This window comes from Micromonospora sp. NPDC048170, from assembly GCF_040652795.1.
Taxonomy (GTDB): domain Bacteria; phylum Actinomycetota; class Actinomycetes; order Mycobacteriales; family Micromonosporaceae; genus Micromonospora.
In genome coordinates this window covers 629569-642158 of sequence record NZ_JBEZMR010000001.1, presented here as the reverse complement: position 1 = coordinate 642158, position 12590 = coordinate 629569, and the positions used below count along the sequence as shown (strand labels likewise).

Here is a 12590-nt window from a genome sequence, read left to right as displayed (position 1 = left end):
CCGGGTTCCGGGTGGTAGGGGCTCTTTTTCCCATCCGGGGCATATGCTGGCGCCGGAGGTCCCCATGAGCCACTCCGTCGCCGGAGAGCCGTCCTCTGCCGGCCGCCGCGCCGCACCGCTGACCACCGCCGTCTACACCGTCGCCGAGTGGGATCTGCTGACCGCCCTGCCCGGCCGCGTGATCGTGGCCGCCGCCGTGCCCGGCCCCGGGCGGCCCCACCCGGGAGTCGCCGCCGGACTCGCCGGCCTGGACGCGGTCGCGGCCGGTCGGGCCTTCGACAGCGATCTCGTACGCGCGGTCGTCGCCGCCATCTACGCCCGGCACGACGGGGTGGCCGACCCCGTCGACCGCCGTACCGACGTGGTGGACCTGCTCGCCGCCTGCCGGGACGCGACCCGGGTGCTGCGACGCCGGGCCGATCCCGCCGACTCGGCCGCGTACCGGCAGTGGGTGCAGTCGGTCGCGGCCCGGGTCTGCCGGGCGGCCGGTGCGCCGGGGCTGCCGCCGGCCCCCGCCGACCGTCGCTTCCTCGACCGGCTCGGCGGCGCGCTGGGGCTGCGCTGAACCACCCGGTCCGCCCGGCCGGAAGGGGTGGCGCCGGGGTCGCGGCCCGGGGCCGGGCCTGCGGGCCGTACCCTGCGTGACCGTGACCGGAGACCAGCTCGACGTCGGCGTGGGACCGTGGTCCGGGAACCCGCCGGACGACCCGCGGTACGACCCGGAACTGCTCGCCGAGGGCGACCGGCGCAACGTCGTCGACCGGTACCGCTACTGGCGGCGCGAGGCCGTGGTGGCCGACCTGGACCGGCGCCGGCACGACTTCCACGTGGCGATCGAGAACTGGCAGCACGACTTCAACATCGGCACGGTCGTCCGCAACGCCAACGCCTTCCTCGCCGCCGAGGTGCATGTCGTCGGCCGCCGGCGGTGGAACCGGCGCGGCGCCATGGTCACCGACCGCTATCAGCACGTCCGGCACCACGAGACCATCGAGGGGTTCGTCGCCTGGGCGGCCGGGCAGGAGTTGCCGATCGTCGGCATCGACAACCTGCCCGGGTCCCGGCCGCTGGAGACCACCACCCTGCCGCGGCGTTGCGTCCTGCTGTTCGGGCAGGAGGGACCGGGCCTCTCCGAGCCGGCGCGCGCGGCCTGCGACCAGCTGTTCTCCATCGCCCAGTACGGCTCCACCCGGTCGATCAACGCCGGCGTGGCCAGCGGCATCGCCATGCACGCCTGGATCCGCACGTACGCCGGGCCGCCGCCCGACTGGCCGGCCGGTCCGGGTGCCGGCGCGCGGCGGTGTTCGTAGGGCTGTCCGACGGCGGGGACCGCGACCGGCACGGGGCGGGGCGCGGGTCCGGGTGGCACCGAAACCGGCGCTCCGCTTGACGGGGCGGCGCGGCGGGGCGACGGTGGGATGGTGAGTGTCGCGGTGAGTTGCCCGAAATGTGGTGGGCCGGTGCGGGCGCCGGACCTGATGCACACCGAGTCGCGCTGCCTGGACTGCGGACCGGTTCCCCCGCTGCACGTGCCCGAGCACATCGGTGCCGGGATCGTGGCCAGCGTGGTGGAGCGGATCACAGCCGCCGCCGAGCCGCCGCGCCGGCCGGCGACACCGCTGTGGTGCCCGTGGCCGCTGCCGACCGGCTGGACGATGACCGGCGTGGCGTACGCCGGCGACGACCGCACGGGAGTGCGCGCAACGGTGGTCGCCTGCGCCGGGCCGGAGCCGCTCGGCGGTGGCCCCGCGGACCTGGTCTTCGTGGCCGAAGAGCCGGGCGTGGGCCTGGGCACCCGGTTCGCGGGGCTGGTCGGCCCGGACCCGGGCCCGGAACTCGCGCAGGCGTTGACCGATCCCGGGCCGGGGCATCCGGAGCACGTCGGGCAGGCCAGGATCAGGGTGGCCGGTCATCCGACTCCACTGTGGCTCGTGAACTCGCCGACAGATCGAAGCGCGTACGCGGGCGAGGCTCGGGGATTGTGGCTTCATGCGATAGCCTGGCCGGCGAGTGCGGGTCACCTGCTCGCGGAAGACGTCGTGCTGCACGACCTGACCGAGTGGACACCGCCCGAACTCGTGTACGGCGCACCGTCTCCGTATCTGCACGGGAAGGCTTGACAGAGCTTCAGGGCTTGACAAGTCTCCCGGAATGACGGAGAACGGACGCAGATATTCACTGTACGACACCACACTGATACTCTGGGTACCGCTGCGGTAATGGGACCCGGCGCCGCGCGAGAGGATGGCCCGCCATGGTCAAGAAGGTCCTCACCTGGGCCGGAATCGCATTCTTGATCTTCTTCGTCGCCTACCGGCCAAATTCTGCGGCGGACGTGTTCAAGTCGCTCGGCGGCGGGATCATGGACATCGCCCAGGGGTTCGGCGACTTCTTCACCAGCCTCGTCGCCTAGCCGCCGATGGGTAACCCCTCCGGTCCACCCTTCGATCCCGACGACCCCGATCGGGAGCGCCGAGAGCAAGACACGGAGCCGATTCCCCGGGTCGGCCCTGACGACGGGCCGGGCTACGGCACCGGTCCGGGCCTCTCCGACGGGCCCTCTCTTTCGGACGATGCCGGCTTCGGCGACGGCCCGGCGTACGCCGGGGAAGGGCGCTCCGGTCGGGCCTGGGTCCGTGACCCGGAGGCCGGCTATCAGCCCCCGCAGATTTCCGAGGACGAGCTGGCCGGCCTGCGGGCCGACGCCGCCGGCATGGCGCCGCGCCGGGTGCTGCCGTTGGAGGACGAGCCCAGCTCGCTGGTGGCGCGTTACCTCTTCCCGACCGAGCGCTACCGGGGCGAGTGGAAGCGGCACTGGATCCACCTCTCCACCCCGCTGCTGGTCGGCGTCGCCGCGACCTTCGTGCTCGGCTACCTCTCCGGCTTCCTCGCCGGTCAGGACGTGGGCGCGCTCACCACGATCGCGGTGCTGCTCTGGTTCGCCGTGATGGGCTGGGTGGCCTGGAAGGTCGCCGACTGGTGGTACGACCGCTTCATCCTGACCAACAAGCGGGTGATGGTGGTCAACGGCATCATCACCCGGCGGGTCGCGATGATGCCCCTGGTGCGGGTCACCGACATGAAATACGAGCAGACCCCGACCGGGCGGGCGCTCAACTACGGCACCTTCGTGCTGGAGTCCGCCGGTCAGGAGCAGGCGCTGCGCGAGATCAAGAACCTGCCCAACCCGAACGAGCTCTACCTGCGTGTCGTCGAGGAGATGTACGAGCCGCAGGCGGTCGAGGCGCGGCTGGGCAAGGAGGCCGACGAGGCCAAGGCCGACGACGGGGCGTGAAACTTTTCGTCCGAACATCGGAGGAACTGCGCACCGTTCGCCGTCGACCTGACCACTCCGGGCATGGCAACCTGCGAGGGGAACTGGGTGCGGAGGTGGCCGGTGGTGAGCAGGGATCCCCTGGAGGAGGAGTTCCGCGACTTCGTCGCGGCCCGCTCCAGTGCCCTGCTGCGCACCGCCTACCTGCTCAGCGGTGACTGGGCCACCGCCGAGGACCTGTTGCAGACCGCGTTGACCAAGACGTACCTGGCCTGGAAGCGGCTCGGCGGGATCGAGGCGATCGAGCCGTACGCCCGACGGGTCATGATCAACACCTCGACCAGCTGGTGGCGCCGGCGCTGGCACGGCGAACGCCCCACGGAGGTGCTCCCGGAGCGGGCCGGCGTCGACGAGATCGAGCAGCAGCTCGACCGGGACCTGCTCTGGCGCCACCTGAGCGCGCTGCCCAGCCGGCAGCGGGCGGTGCTCGTGCTGCGCTTCTACGAGGACATGTCCGAGGCGCAGACCGCCGCCCTGCTCAACATCTCGCCGGGCACGGTCAAGAGTCAGACCTCGCGCGCCCTGGGCACCCTGCGTCGCCGGATGGGCGTCGAGGCCGCCTTCGACCTGCCGACCGGCGCCGACCCGATCCCGGCCCGGCAACCCGACGACGCCACCGGCCGGCCCGCTTCCGTCCCCGGCGGCACCGGCCGTCCCGCCACTGGCCACGCCCGCGGGGGCACCGGCCGTCCCGTCCCCGTTGGCACGGCCCGGCCCGCCCCCGACCCCGGCGGCATGCCGGTCCGCCCGGCGACCGCCTACGGGGCGCCGATGATGGTGGTGGGCGAGGACGCGGCGGCCGTGGTCGCGGCGGCGAACGCCCCGCTGGTCGCCGCGAGCAGGCCCGGCAGTTCCATCGCCGTTATCCCGGGTGGTCCGGGCAGTGCCGTCGTCCCGGACGGGTCGGGCGGCGCCACCGCCGTCCCCGGCGACCCCGCCACCGCGCTCCCGGTGCAGGCCGCCGACCTCTCCGCGTCGGACACCGGGCGTACCACGCCGGCGGGCGATCCGGTCGCCGGGTCGGCGGGCGATCCGGTGCCCGTGGCCTCCGGGGCGCGGGCCGGTGCCGGGCAGGTGCCGGGTACCGCCCGCGACGAGCAACGCGGCCGGCAGGCCGCCCACCCTGCCGGCACCGGCGCCGGCAAACACCGGTGAGCCCTCCGGCCGGCCGTGGTGACAACCGGACCGGCGGCCCGACGCGTCCATTCGCCGTGACCGAGGACGAGCTGGAGCAGGCGGTACGGGAGGCGTTCACCCGCCGCGTGGCCGTCACGCGTCCGCTCGTCGCCGACCCGGCGGGACTGGCGATCCGGCGGGCCGACCGGACCCGGCGCCAGCGGATGCTGGTCGGGGTGGCCCTCGCCGCGGTGACCACCGTGACGGTCAGCGCCGGGATGGTGCAGTTGGGGCAGCAGCAGGGCCGGCCCACCCATCCCACCGTGGTGCTCGGCGACCCGTACGCCTCGTCGCGGCCGGACCCGACCCCGCAGCTGTCGGCCGCCCCGCAGGCCGCTCTGGGGCGGGGCGAGGTGGACCTCATCCTCAACGACGTGCTGGCCACCTCCGGCGGGCAGCGGCTGGCCCTGTCCGACGTGGGCCCGGCCGCCGAGCGCGCCCAGCGGCTTCCCGACGGGGCCGGCTGGGCGGTGGTGGGCGCGCCGACGACGGCCGGCCGCTCGCTGTGGATCGTGCTGCCGCAGGGCTCGGCACACCTGCTCCTGGCCGGGGCGGGAGACATCGTCCTCAGCCCGGACGCGCGGCAGGTGGCCTGGCGGGAGGGGGCGGAACTGGTCGTGGCGGGCATCGTCGGCACGCAGGTGGTCGCAGCCGTCCGCACCCCGGTGCCGCCCGCCGCGGTGCCGGTCGGTTTCGCCGGAGACACCGTCCTGGTCCGCCTGGACCCGGGCCGGCCCGGTCACGCCCTGTGGCGCCCGGTGGCGGGGCCCCCACGTGCCGCGGGCGACCTGGCCCAGCACATCTACGGCACCCGCCCCGACGGACTGGCGGTCGCGCTGGTGTCCGCCGGCACCCCCCGCCGGCCCTGTGTCGCACTGCTCGACCCGGCCCGGGACCTCGCCCCGGTGCGGACGGGCTGCGGGCCCACGCTGGACGGGGACGGGCCCGGCGCGGTCTCCGCCGACGGGCGGTGGCTCCTGGCCAACGGAAAGGTGGGCCGGGAGGATCGGGCGCTGCTGGTCGACCTGGACCGGCTCGCCCCCGACCCGGCGACCCGCCCGGCCGGTCCGCCCGTGGCCGGGCCGGTGGCCTGGACGCCACAGGGGACGGCCTACTACTCCGACACGGCCGGCGCCCTGGTGCGCGTCGAGGTGAGCCGCGTGCTCGACGGCGAGGCAGCCGCGCCCGCGCCCGTGAACGGCCTGCCCGCCGGAGAACGCCCGGTGCCGGTGGGCGACGACCGCTGACCGGAGCAGCGCCGGGAACGTGTCCCGGCTGATGTCGACCACCGCCCGCGTGCCGGGGGTGGACGGCCGGTAGCGTCGGGCCGATGAGCGCGGCACCGCGGATCGATCTGCACACCCACTCCACCGCCAGCGACGGCACGCTCAGCCCGGCCGAGCTCGTGCGGGCGGCGGCAGAGTCGGGGCTGGACGTCGTGGCGATCACCGACCACGACACCACCGCCGGCTGGGCGCCGGCCCTGGAGGCGCTGCCGACCGGGCTCAGCCTGGTCCGCGGCGCGGAGCTCTCCTGCCGGTGGTACGGCGAGGAGCCGGCGCTGCCGCTGCACCTGCTGGCGTACCTGTTCGATCCGGACGCCCCGGAACTCGTCGCGGAACTGGCCCGGGTGCGGGCCGCCCGGGAGGAACGGGGCGAGCGGATCGTGGCGCTGCTGCGGGCCGACGGAGTCGACGTGAGCTGGCCGGAGATCCTGACCGGCGCGGGCGGCGGGACAGTGGGCCGGCCGCACATCGCGCAGGCGCTGATCCGGGCCGGCCTGGTGACGACCACCACGGAGGCGTTCGGGCCGGACTGGTTGGGCGAGCGCTATCGGCTGCCCAAGGAGGACATCGACGTCTTCCGCGCCATCGGGCTCGTCCGCGCGGCGGGCGGCGTGCCGGTCTTCGCCCATCCCCGGGCCACCCGGCGGGGGCGGATCGTCCCCGACGAGCTGATCGCCGACCTGGCCGCGGCCGGACTGGCGGGGCTGGAGGCCGACCATGAGGACCACTCGCCGGCCGAGCGGGCGCACGTCCGCGCCCTGGCCGACGAACTGGGCCTGCTCGTGACCGGCTCGTCGGACTTCCACGGCACCCACAAGACCGTCCGGCTCGGCGCGTTCACCACCGCCCCCGAGGCGTACGAGCGGATCGTCGCCGAGGCGCGTGGGGTGACCGAGGTCGCTTCGGGCTGATCCGTGTTTCCGCCCCAGGCGACGCGGCTACGTTGATCACGTGGATGCCAAGCTGTTCGGTGAGGTCTTCGTGACCCTGCTGGTGATCGTCGACCCGCCGGGCATGATGCCCATCTTCCTGGCGTTGACCGGCCCGCTGACGGCCCGGGACCGGAACCGGGCGGCCTGGCAGGCCGTCGCCCTGGCGCTGGGCGTGATCGTGATCTTCGCGGTGGCGGGGCAGACGCTGCTCGACTACCTGCACGTGGACCTGCCCGCGTTGCAGGCCGCCGGCGGGCTGCTGCTGGTGCTGGTGGCGTTGGAACTGCTCACCGGCAAGGCCGACGACCCGAGCCAGCAGACCACCTCGAACATCGCCCTGGTGCCGTTGGGCACACCGCTGCTCGCCGGCCCCGGCGCCATCGTGGCCACCATGCTCTTCGTCCAGCGGGCCGACGGCGGGGCGGACGTCACGGCCATCGCCGCCGCGATCATCGCGGTGATGCTCACCGTCTGGGTCGTGCTCCGGTTCTCCGGCGGGATCGTCAAGATCCTGCGTCCCGGTGGGATCGAGGTGCTGACCCGGATCGCCGGTCTGCTGCTGGCCGCGATCGCGGTGCAGCTCATCGCTGACGCGGTGGCCGCGTTCGTGACCCAGTACGCCAACCTGACCTGACCGCCGGCCGGTTCTGTCGGGGGCGGATGGCAGGATCGCGGTGTGCGACGAGCCTCTTCAGCCGGACGGTCCTCCACCACTGGCGGCCGGGCGCCCCGGCCCCGCGGCGACCAGCCCGAGCAACTCGGCTTCGACGGCATGCCGGAGCGGCTCTTCGTCTGCACCCCCAGCAAGCTCGGCGCCTACGCCGACTGCCCCCGGCGCTACCGCTACTCCTACGTCGACCGTCCGGCCCCGCCGAAGGGCCCGCCGTGGGCGCACAACTCCCTCGGCGCGAGCGTGCACACCGCACTGAAGAACTGGTATGCCCTGAGCCCCGAGCGGCGCCGGCCGGAGGCCCTCGCCGCGTTGCTCAAGGGCACCTGGGTGCGTGAGGGCTACCGCGACGACGAGCAGGAACGGGCGGCCTACCGGCGGGCCCTGGGCTGGCTGGAGTCCTACGTCGAGACCCTGGAGCCCGGGGTCGACCCGCTCGGCGTGGAGCGGGTGGTGGCGGTCAAGACGGCGGTGCTGGCCTTCAACGGCCGGACCGACCGGATCGACTCCCGTCCCGGGCCCGACGGCCCCGAGCTGGTGATCGTCGACTACAAGACGGGCCGCACCGGGCTGGACGCCGACGACGCCCGCGGCTCGCAGGCGCTGGCGCTCTACGCGTACGCCGCCGAACGGGTGTTCCGCCGGCCGTGCCGCCGGGTGGAGCTGCACCACCTGCCGACCGGCACGGTGGCCGCGCACGAGCACACCGAGGAGTCGCTGGCCCGGCAGCTGACCCGGGCCGAGGAGACCGCCCGCGACATCATGGCCGCCGAGCGGGCGGTCGCCGACGGTGGCGACCCCGACGAGGCGTTCCCGACCACGCCGAGCCCGCGCTGCGGCTGGTGCGACTACCGGCGCACCTGCCCGGCGGGGGCGCAGGCGCCGGGCAAGGAGCCGTGGGCGGCCGTCGAGCGTGTCACCGACCCGGTGCCCGGCCAGAGCTGACCGGGCCCACGACGGGCGGTCGGGCAGGGGGCAGGCGGTCAGGGTCGCGCTGCCAGCCGCCGGGCCGGGCTGCCATCAGCAGGGCAAGGCGACAGGCTGTCGGGCTGGGGTCGCAGGCTGTCGGTCCGGGGTGCCGGGGCCGCCGGTGGTCAGGCCGGGGTGGCGGCGAGGCGGGCGGCGCGTTCCTTGGCGGCCTGCTGCAACGGCCCCTCCCGCCACCGGCGGGGCAGGGCGGCGAGGGTCAGCCGCAGCGCCCGCACGCTCAGGTCGGCGGAGATCGCGGTCGTGGGCAGGCCCGGCCCGCCGTACATCCGTCGGGCCCAGGCCGGCAGCAGCGCGAGGGCGGTGCCGGCGATGCCGAAGTACGCCCAGCGGGCCGGCCCGAGGTTGAGCCCGATCCGGGCGGGCATGCTGAGCTTCCACGGGATCGGCGGCGCGGTGAGGAAGAGCGCCGTCTCGGCCGCCTCACGGGTCATCCGCAGCTCCGGGCGGATCCGCCGGTAGTAGTCGGCCACCTCGGCGGCGGTGCCGGGAACCGTCTCCGGGTCGAGGCCGACCAGGGCGGCCGAGCGCCGCTGCTCGGTGTAGTAGCCGTCGATCTCGTCGGCGGTCAGCGGCAGCCCGGCCCGGCGGGCCGTGTCGAGGAACGATTCGACCTCGGTGACGTGCACCCAGCGCAGCAACTCGGGGTCGTCGACGCGGAACTCCTCCCCGGTGAACAGGTCGGTGGCCCGTAGTCGGGCGTGCCGGCGGCGGACGCGCAGCCCGGCGGCCTCCGCCTCGGCGGTGGTCCCGTAGATGGTGGTCCCCACGTACGTGGCGGTGCGCACCAGGCGGCCCCAGGCGTCGGAGCGGTAGTTGCTGTTCTGGGCGACCCCGGCCATGGCCCGGGGGTGCAGTGACTGGAGGTAGAGCGAACGCAGGCCGGCGACGATCAGGATCGGCTCCTCGTGCACCTTCCACGTGACCGAACCCGGACCGAAGAGACCGAGGTCATCGGAGTCCACCGACCAAGGGTGCCACGCCCCGTCACCGCACGCCGTGCGGCGCGGGCCGCATTCAGTCGCCGGCGGAGCGGCGGGCCTGGCAGGTGGGGCAGAGGCCCCAGAACGTCACTTCCGCCTCGTCGACCTCGAACCCGTGGGCGGTGTCCGGATCCAGGCAGGGCGCACTGCCGACCGCACAGTCGATGTCGGCGATCTCGCCGCAGCCCCGGCAGACCACGTGGTGGTGGTTGTCCCCGGCGCGGGCCTCGTAGCGGGCGGGACTGCCGGCCGGCTCGATCCTTCGGGACAGCCCGGCCCGGGAGAGCGCGCCGAGCACGTCGTAGACCGCCTGGGTGGAGACCGAGTCGAGGCGTTCGCGGACCCGGCGGGTGATCTCGTCCACCTCGAGGTGGCCGCCGTCGGCCAGCACGTCGAGCACGGCGAGGCGCGGCCGGGTGACCCGCAGGCCCCTCGACCGGAGCAGTTCCTCGCCACCGGGCATCCGCCTATGACAGCACGCGGGCCGGGGACCGACAACCGGCCTCCGGCTGAGGGTGGCGCCGGCCACAGCCGGGTCGCCCGTCCGGTCGGTGAACCGGACGGGTTCCGGGCGCGTGTAGTCGGTCGAGACGACCTGGGCGGGTCGACCGGCGCACCGTACGCTGGTCATCCCGCGACCGCGTACCGCCGGAGGTTTCGATGTTCAAGGAGATCATGGGCCTGCCGGTCCATGTGCTGGTGGTGCACGCGGTCGTCGTGCTCGTGCCGCTGCTGGCCCTGCTCTCCGCCGCGTACGTGGCGCTGCCCCGGTTCCGGTCCCGGCTCGACTGGGCGGTGGCGATCCTCGCCGTGGCGGCGCCCCTGTCCGCCTTCGTCGCGGTGCAGTCGGGTGAGGAACTGAACGACGCGTTCATCGCCCGGGGCATGCAGGGCCCGCTCGTGGAGCAGATCCTCGAGCACTCGCGCTACGGCGACGTCCTGTTCCGCTGGGTGCTGCCGCTGGGCGTGGCGGCGCTGCTGCTGCTCGTGGTGACGAGCAGGCATCCGCGGGTGCCGAAGCTGCCGTCCTGGGTGACGCCGGTGCTGTCGGTCGTGGTGGTGGCGCTGGGCGTCGTCAGCATCATCTACGTCTATCTCACCGGGCACTCCGGCTCCGCGGCGGTCTGGGGCAACACCTTCTGACGCACCGGGTCCCGTGGGTTCCGGGCCGGTCAGAACACGAGCCGGGAGCAGAGCACGCAGACGAGGACCACCAGCACCACCCCGGCCACCGTGCCCACGCCGTACGTGAGCCGCTGCGCCCGCTGCTCCGCCGCGTCGAGTTCCGCCATGTCCTGCGGCGGCAACTGCCGGGGCGGTGGCGGTCGCAGGTGCACCGGAGGGCGCCACCCGGCCGGTGGCGGGGTGGTCGCGGGCGGGCCCGCGTAGCCGCTCCCACGCGCCGGTGGCGACACGGCCGGGCCCGGCCCGGCCGGGGGCCGCTCGGGCGAGGTGTCGGGCCGCCGCCAGTACTCGTCCGGGGAGCCGCCGGAGGTGGGGGTCGTCACGCCGTCCGACGCTACCAACGCCCCGGCCCGCAGGCCGGCCGGACGCGGCGGGCGGCCGGGACGCGGCGGGCGGCCGGGACGCGGCGGGCGGCGGGTGGCGGCGGCGGGATGGTCGGCCACGACAACGCCTTGGCCGCCGGCCCCCTGGCCAGGTCGTCCGGCGGGCGTGGGGTTCGGGTCGTGAATCGTCTACGACATCAGCTCGACAGCGCGGTCAAGGCGCACTCGGTGCCGCCGCGGCTGGGCCGCAGCTGGCCGCGGGCCGATGCGACCCAATGGGCTCGCGGGACCCATGCCGCGGGCGACCCCCGATTGCCGGCGTTCGACGCCCCTGACCGGGTGGCGGCTGCGCTAGTCTTGCCGCTCGTGAGCATCACCGAGGATCCGGGCACGCCGGCCGTACGCGGCGACGACGACCGCACGGTCGACCTGAGCGACGACTTCGTGGTGCTGCCCGAGCAGACCTCCGACGACACCGACCGGGGCTGGGGCGAGCGTTCCGGCGGCAACGACGACTGGTTGCTCGCGGAGCGCCCCCCGCACTGGGACTGAGCGCGGCGCTGGGCGGCGCGGGTCAGGACGAGCTGGCGGTGCTGGCGGCCGGGGTCTTGCCCGCGCCGCCGGAGGAACCGCCCGCACCCGACGAAGAGCCTGACGACGAAGTGCTCGACGACGACGAGCCCGACGAGGACGTGGTGGTCGAGCCGCCGGACGAGCCGGAGTCGCCGCCGGACGACGAGTCGGACTTCGCCGGCTTGGCGGCACCGCCCCCGGCCGTGGTTTCCGAGCCGGACGAGCGCGAGTCCGTGCGGTAGAAGCCCGAGCCCTTGAACACGATGCCGACGGAGTTGAAGACCTTCCGCAGCCGCCCCTCACACGCCGGGCAGTCGGTCAGCGGCTCGTCAGAGAAGGACTGCACCGCCTCGAGCTGCTGGCCGCACGCGGTGCAGGCGTACTGGTACGTGGGCACGTTCTCCTCCGGATCTGGCACGGCCGGTTGGCACTCGACGTATTCGAGTGCCAATGGTGCGTCATCGCCCCCGGATTCGTCCAGCGGAAGTGTGGGGCGCGACACCCGTCGCGCCCCCCGGGGCGGCGTCCAGCGTACGCAGGCCGCCGGCCGGCGTGACGACCGCGCGTACCGGACGGTCGTGCGGCTCGGCGGGAAGCGCCTCCACCAGTTCGCCGTCGTGCAGCGGGACCACGGTCAGCGCGGTCGCCGGCACCCGGGCCAGCGCCCGGTCGTAGGAGCCGCCGCCCCGGCCCAGCCGCAGCCCCCGGCGGTCCACGGCCAGTGCCGGCAGCACCACCAGTTGCGCCCCGGCGACCGCCGCCCGACCCAGCCGCGGCCCGGCCGGCTCGCGCATCCCCCGGCCGGCGGCCACCAGCCCGGCCGGCCCGCTCCAGGCCGCCCAGTCCAGGTCGAGGTCGTCGCACAGCACCGGCAGCAGCAGCTCCCCGCCGGGCGGCAGCGCCGCGTGCAGCACCGCCGGCAGGTCGGGCCCGCCCGGCTCGGAGCCGACCGGCACGTACGCCGTCATCCGCGGCGGGCGCAGCCGGCGTACGAGAGCCACCAGCTCGGCCTGGACGCGCCCGGCGGCGTCGTCCCGCTGCGGCGCGGTCAGCGTCCGGCGGCGGGCGAGCACGGCGGCGCGCACTTCCCGCTTCGGCTCTTCCGCTCCATCAGAAAATTCGGGCACGCAACACTCCTGAC

The 12590-nt window shown here is 74.8% G+C and carries 17 protein-coding genes; 12 read left to right on the top strand and 5 right to left on the bottom strand.

The window, feature by feature from the left end; genetic code table 11:
• Window positions 1-43: 43 nt before the first annotated feature.
• The 10 genes from AB0D32_RS02835 to AB0D32_RS02790 all read left to right on the top strand — a co-directional run bounded on the left by AB0D32_RS02835 (window position 44) and on the right by AB0D32_RS02790 (window position 8343).
• Complete coding sequence (locus AB0D32_RS02835) at window positions 44-565, top strand: hypothetical protein (RefSeq protein WP_357083776.1); 522 nt, start codon at window positions 44-46, stop codon at window positions 563-565.
• Between the two features lie 82 nt (window positions 566-647).
• Window positions 648-1310 (top strand): RNA methyltransferase, encoded by a 663-nt coding sequence (locus AB0D32_RS02830; RefSeq protein WP_357083773.1) that lies wholly within the window; start codon window positions 648-650, stop codon window positions 1308-1310.
• A 108-nt stretch (window positions 1311-1418) separates the two neighbouring features.
• Window positions 1419-2120, top strand: a complete 702-nt coding sequence (locus AB0D32_RS02825; RefSeq protein ID WP_357083770.1) for a DUF6758 family protein — start codon at window positions 1419-1421, stop codon at window positions 2118-2120.
• Between the two features lie 134 nt (window positions 2121-2254).
• Window positions 2255-2413 (top strand): hypothetical protein, encoded by a 159-nt coding sequence (locus AB0D32_RS02820; protein WP_007455302.1) that lies wholly within the window; start codon window positions 2255-2257, stop codon window positions 2411-2413.
• Between the two features lie 6 nt (window positions 2414-2419).
• The gene (locus tag AB0D32_RS02815; RefSeq protein WP_357083768.1) at window positions 2420-3295 is read left to right on the top strand and encodes a PH domain-containing protein; all 876 of its coding nucleotides are present in this window, start codon (window positions 2420-2422) and stop codon (window positions 3293-3295) included.
• Between the two features lie 105 nt (window positions 3296-3400).
• On the top strand, window positions 3401-4489 hold the full coding sequence (locus AB0D32_RS02810) for a SigE family RNA polymerase sigma factor (protein ID WP_357083765.1): 1089 nt from the start codon (window positions 3401-3403) through the stop codon (window positions 4487-4489).
• 56 nt (window positions 4490-4545) lie between these two features.
• Window positions 4546-5757 (top strand): hypothetical protein, encoded by a 1212-nt coding sequence (locus tag AB0D32_RS02805; protein ID WP_357083762.1) that lies wholly within the window; start codon window positions 4546-4548, stop codon window positions 5755-5757.
• Between the two features lie 83 nt (window positions 5758-5840).
• The gene (locus AB0D32_RS02800; RefSeq protein ID WP_357083759.1) at window positions 5841-6707 is read left to right on the top strand and encodes a PHP domain-containing protein; all 867 of its coding nucleotides are present in this window, start codon (window positions 5841-5843) and stop codon (window positions 6705-6707) included.
• A gap of 40 nt (window positions 6708-6747) precedes the next feature.
• Window positions 6748-7362, top strand: coding sequence for a MarC family protein (locus tag AB0D32_RS02795; RefSeq protein WP_357083757.1), 615 nt, complete (start codon window positions 6748-6750; stop codon window positions 7360-7362).
• Window positions 7363-7404: 42 nt separating this feature from the next.
• Window positions 7405-8343 carry a PD-(D/E)XK nuclease family protein gene (locus AB0D32_RS02790; RefSeq protein ID WP_357083755.1) on the top strand — a complete coding sequence of 313 codons (939 nt, stop codon included), beginning with the start codon at window positions 7405-7407 and terminating at the stop codon, window positions 8341-8343.
• A gap of 149 nt (window positions 8344-8492) precedes the next feature.
• Here the strand turns inward: AB0D32_RS02790 and AB0D32_RS02785 are convergent, their stop codons facing one another.
• Window positions 8493-9350, bottom strand: a complete 858-nt coding sequence (locus tag AB0D32_RS02785) for an oxygenase MpaB family protein (protein WP_357083752.1) — start codon at window positions 9348-9350, stop codon at window positions 8493-8495.
• A gap of 52 nt (window positions 9351-9402) precedes the next feature.
• The gene (locus tag AB0D32_RS02780; protein ID WP_357083749.1) at window positions 9403-9831 is read right to left on the bottom strand and encodes a Fur family transcriptional regulator; all 429 of its coding nucleotides are present in this window, start codon (window positions 9829-9831) and stop codon (window positions 9403-9405) included.
• Between the two features lie 197 nt (window positions 9832-10028).
• On the opposite strand from AB0D32_RS02780, the gene AB0D32_RS02775 reads away from it, so the two are divergent.
• Window positions 10029-10511: a DUF2231 domain-containing protein gene (locus AB0D32_RS02775; RefSeq protein WP_357083746.1), complete on the top strand. Its 483-nt coding sequence runs from the start codon at window positions 10029-10031 to the stop codon at window positions 10509-10511.
• Between the two features lie 29 nt (window positions 10512-10540).
• Here the strand turns inward: AB0D32_RS02775 and AB0D32_RS02770 are convergent, their stop codons facing one another.
• Window positions 10541-10876 carry a hypothetical protein gene (locus AB0D32_RS02770; protein ID WP_357083744.1) on the bottom strand — a complete coding sequence of 112 codons (336 nt, stop codon included), beginning with the start codon at window positions 10874-10876 and terminating at the stop codon, window positions 10541-10543.
• 357 nt (window positions 10877-11233) lie between these two features.
• On the opposite strand from AB0D32_RS02770, the gene AB0D32_RS02765 reads away from it, so the two are divergent.
• Entirely contained in the window at window positions 11234-11428 is a 195-nt protein-coding gene (locus tag AB0D32_RS02765; RefSeq protein WP_357083742.1) for a hypothetical protein, read from the top strand.
• A gap of 22 nt (window positions 11429-11450) precedes the next feature.
• Here AB0D32_RS02765 and AB0D32_RS02760 read toward each other — a convergent pair whose 3' ends face one another.
• Both AB0D32_RS02760 and AB0D32_RS02755 read right to left on the bottom strand, forming a co-directional pair.
• Window positions 11451-11846, bottom strand: coding sequence for an FmdB family zinc ribbon protein (locus AB0D32_RS02760; RefSeq protein ID WP_357083739.1), 396 nt, complete (start codon window positions 11844-11846; stop codon window positions 11451-11453).
• A 61-nt stretch (window positions 11847-11907) separates the two neighbouring features.
• Window positions 11908-12576, bottom strand: coding sequence for a 5-formyltetrahydrofolate cyclo-ligase (locus AB0D32_RS02755; protein WP_357083736.1), 669 nt, complete (start codon window positions 12574-12576; stop codon window positions 11908-11910).
• Window positions 12577-12590: the final 14 nt, after the last annotated feature.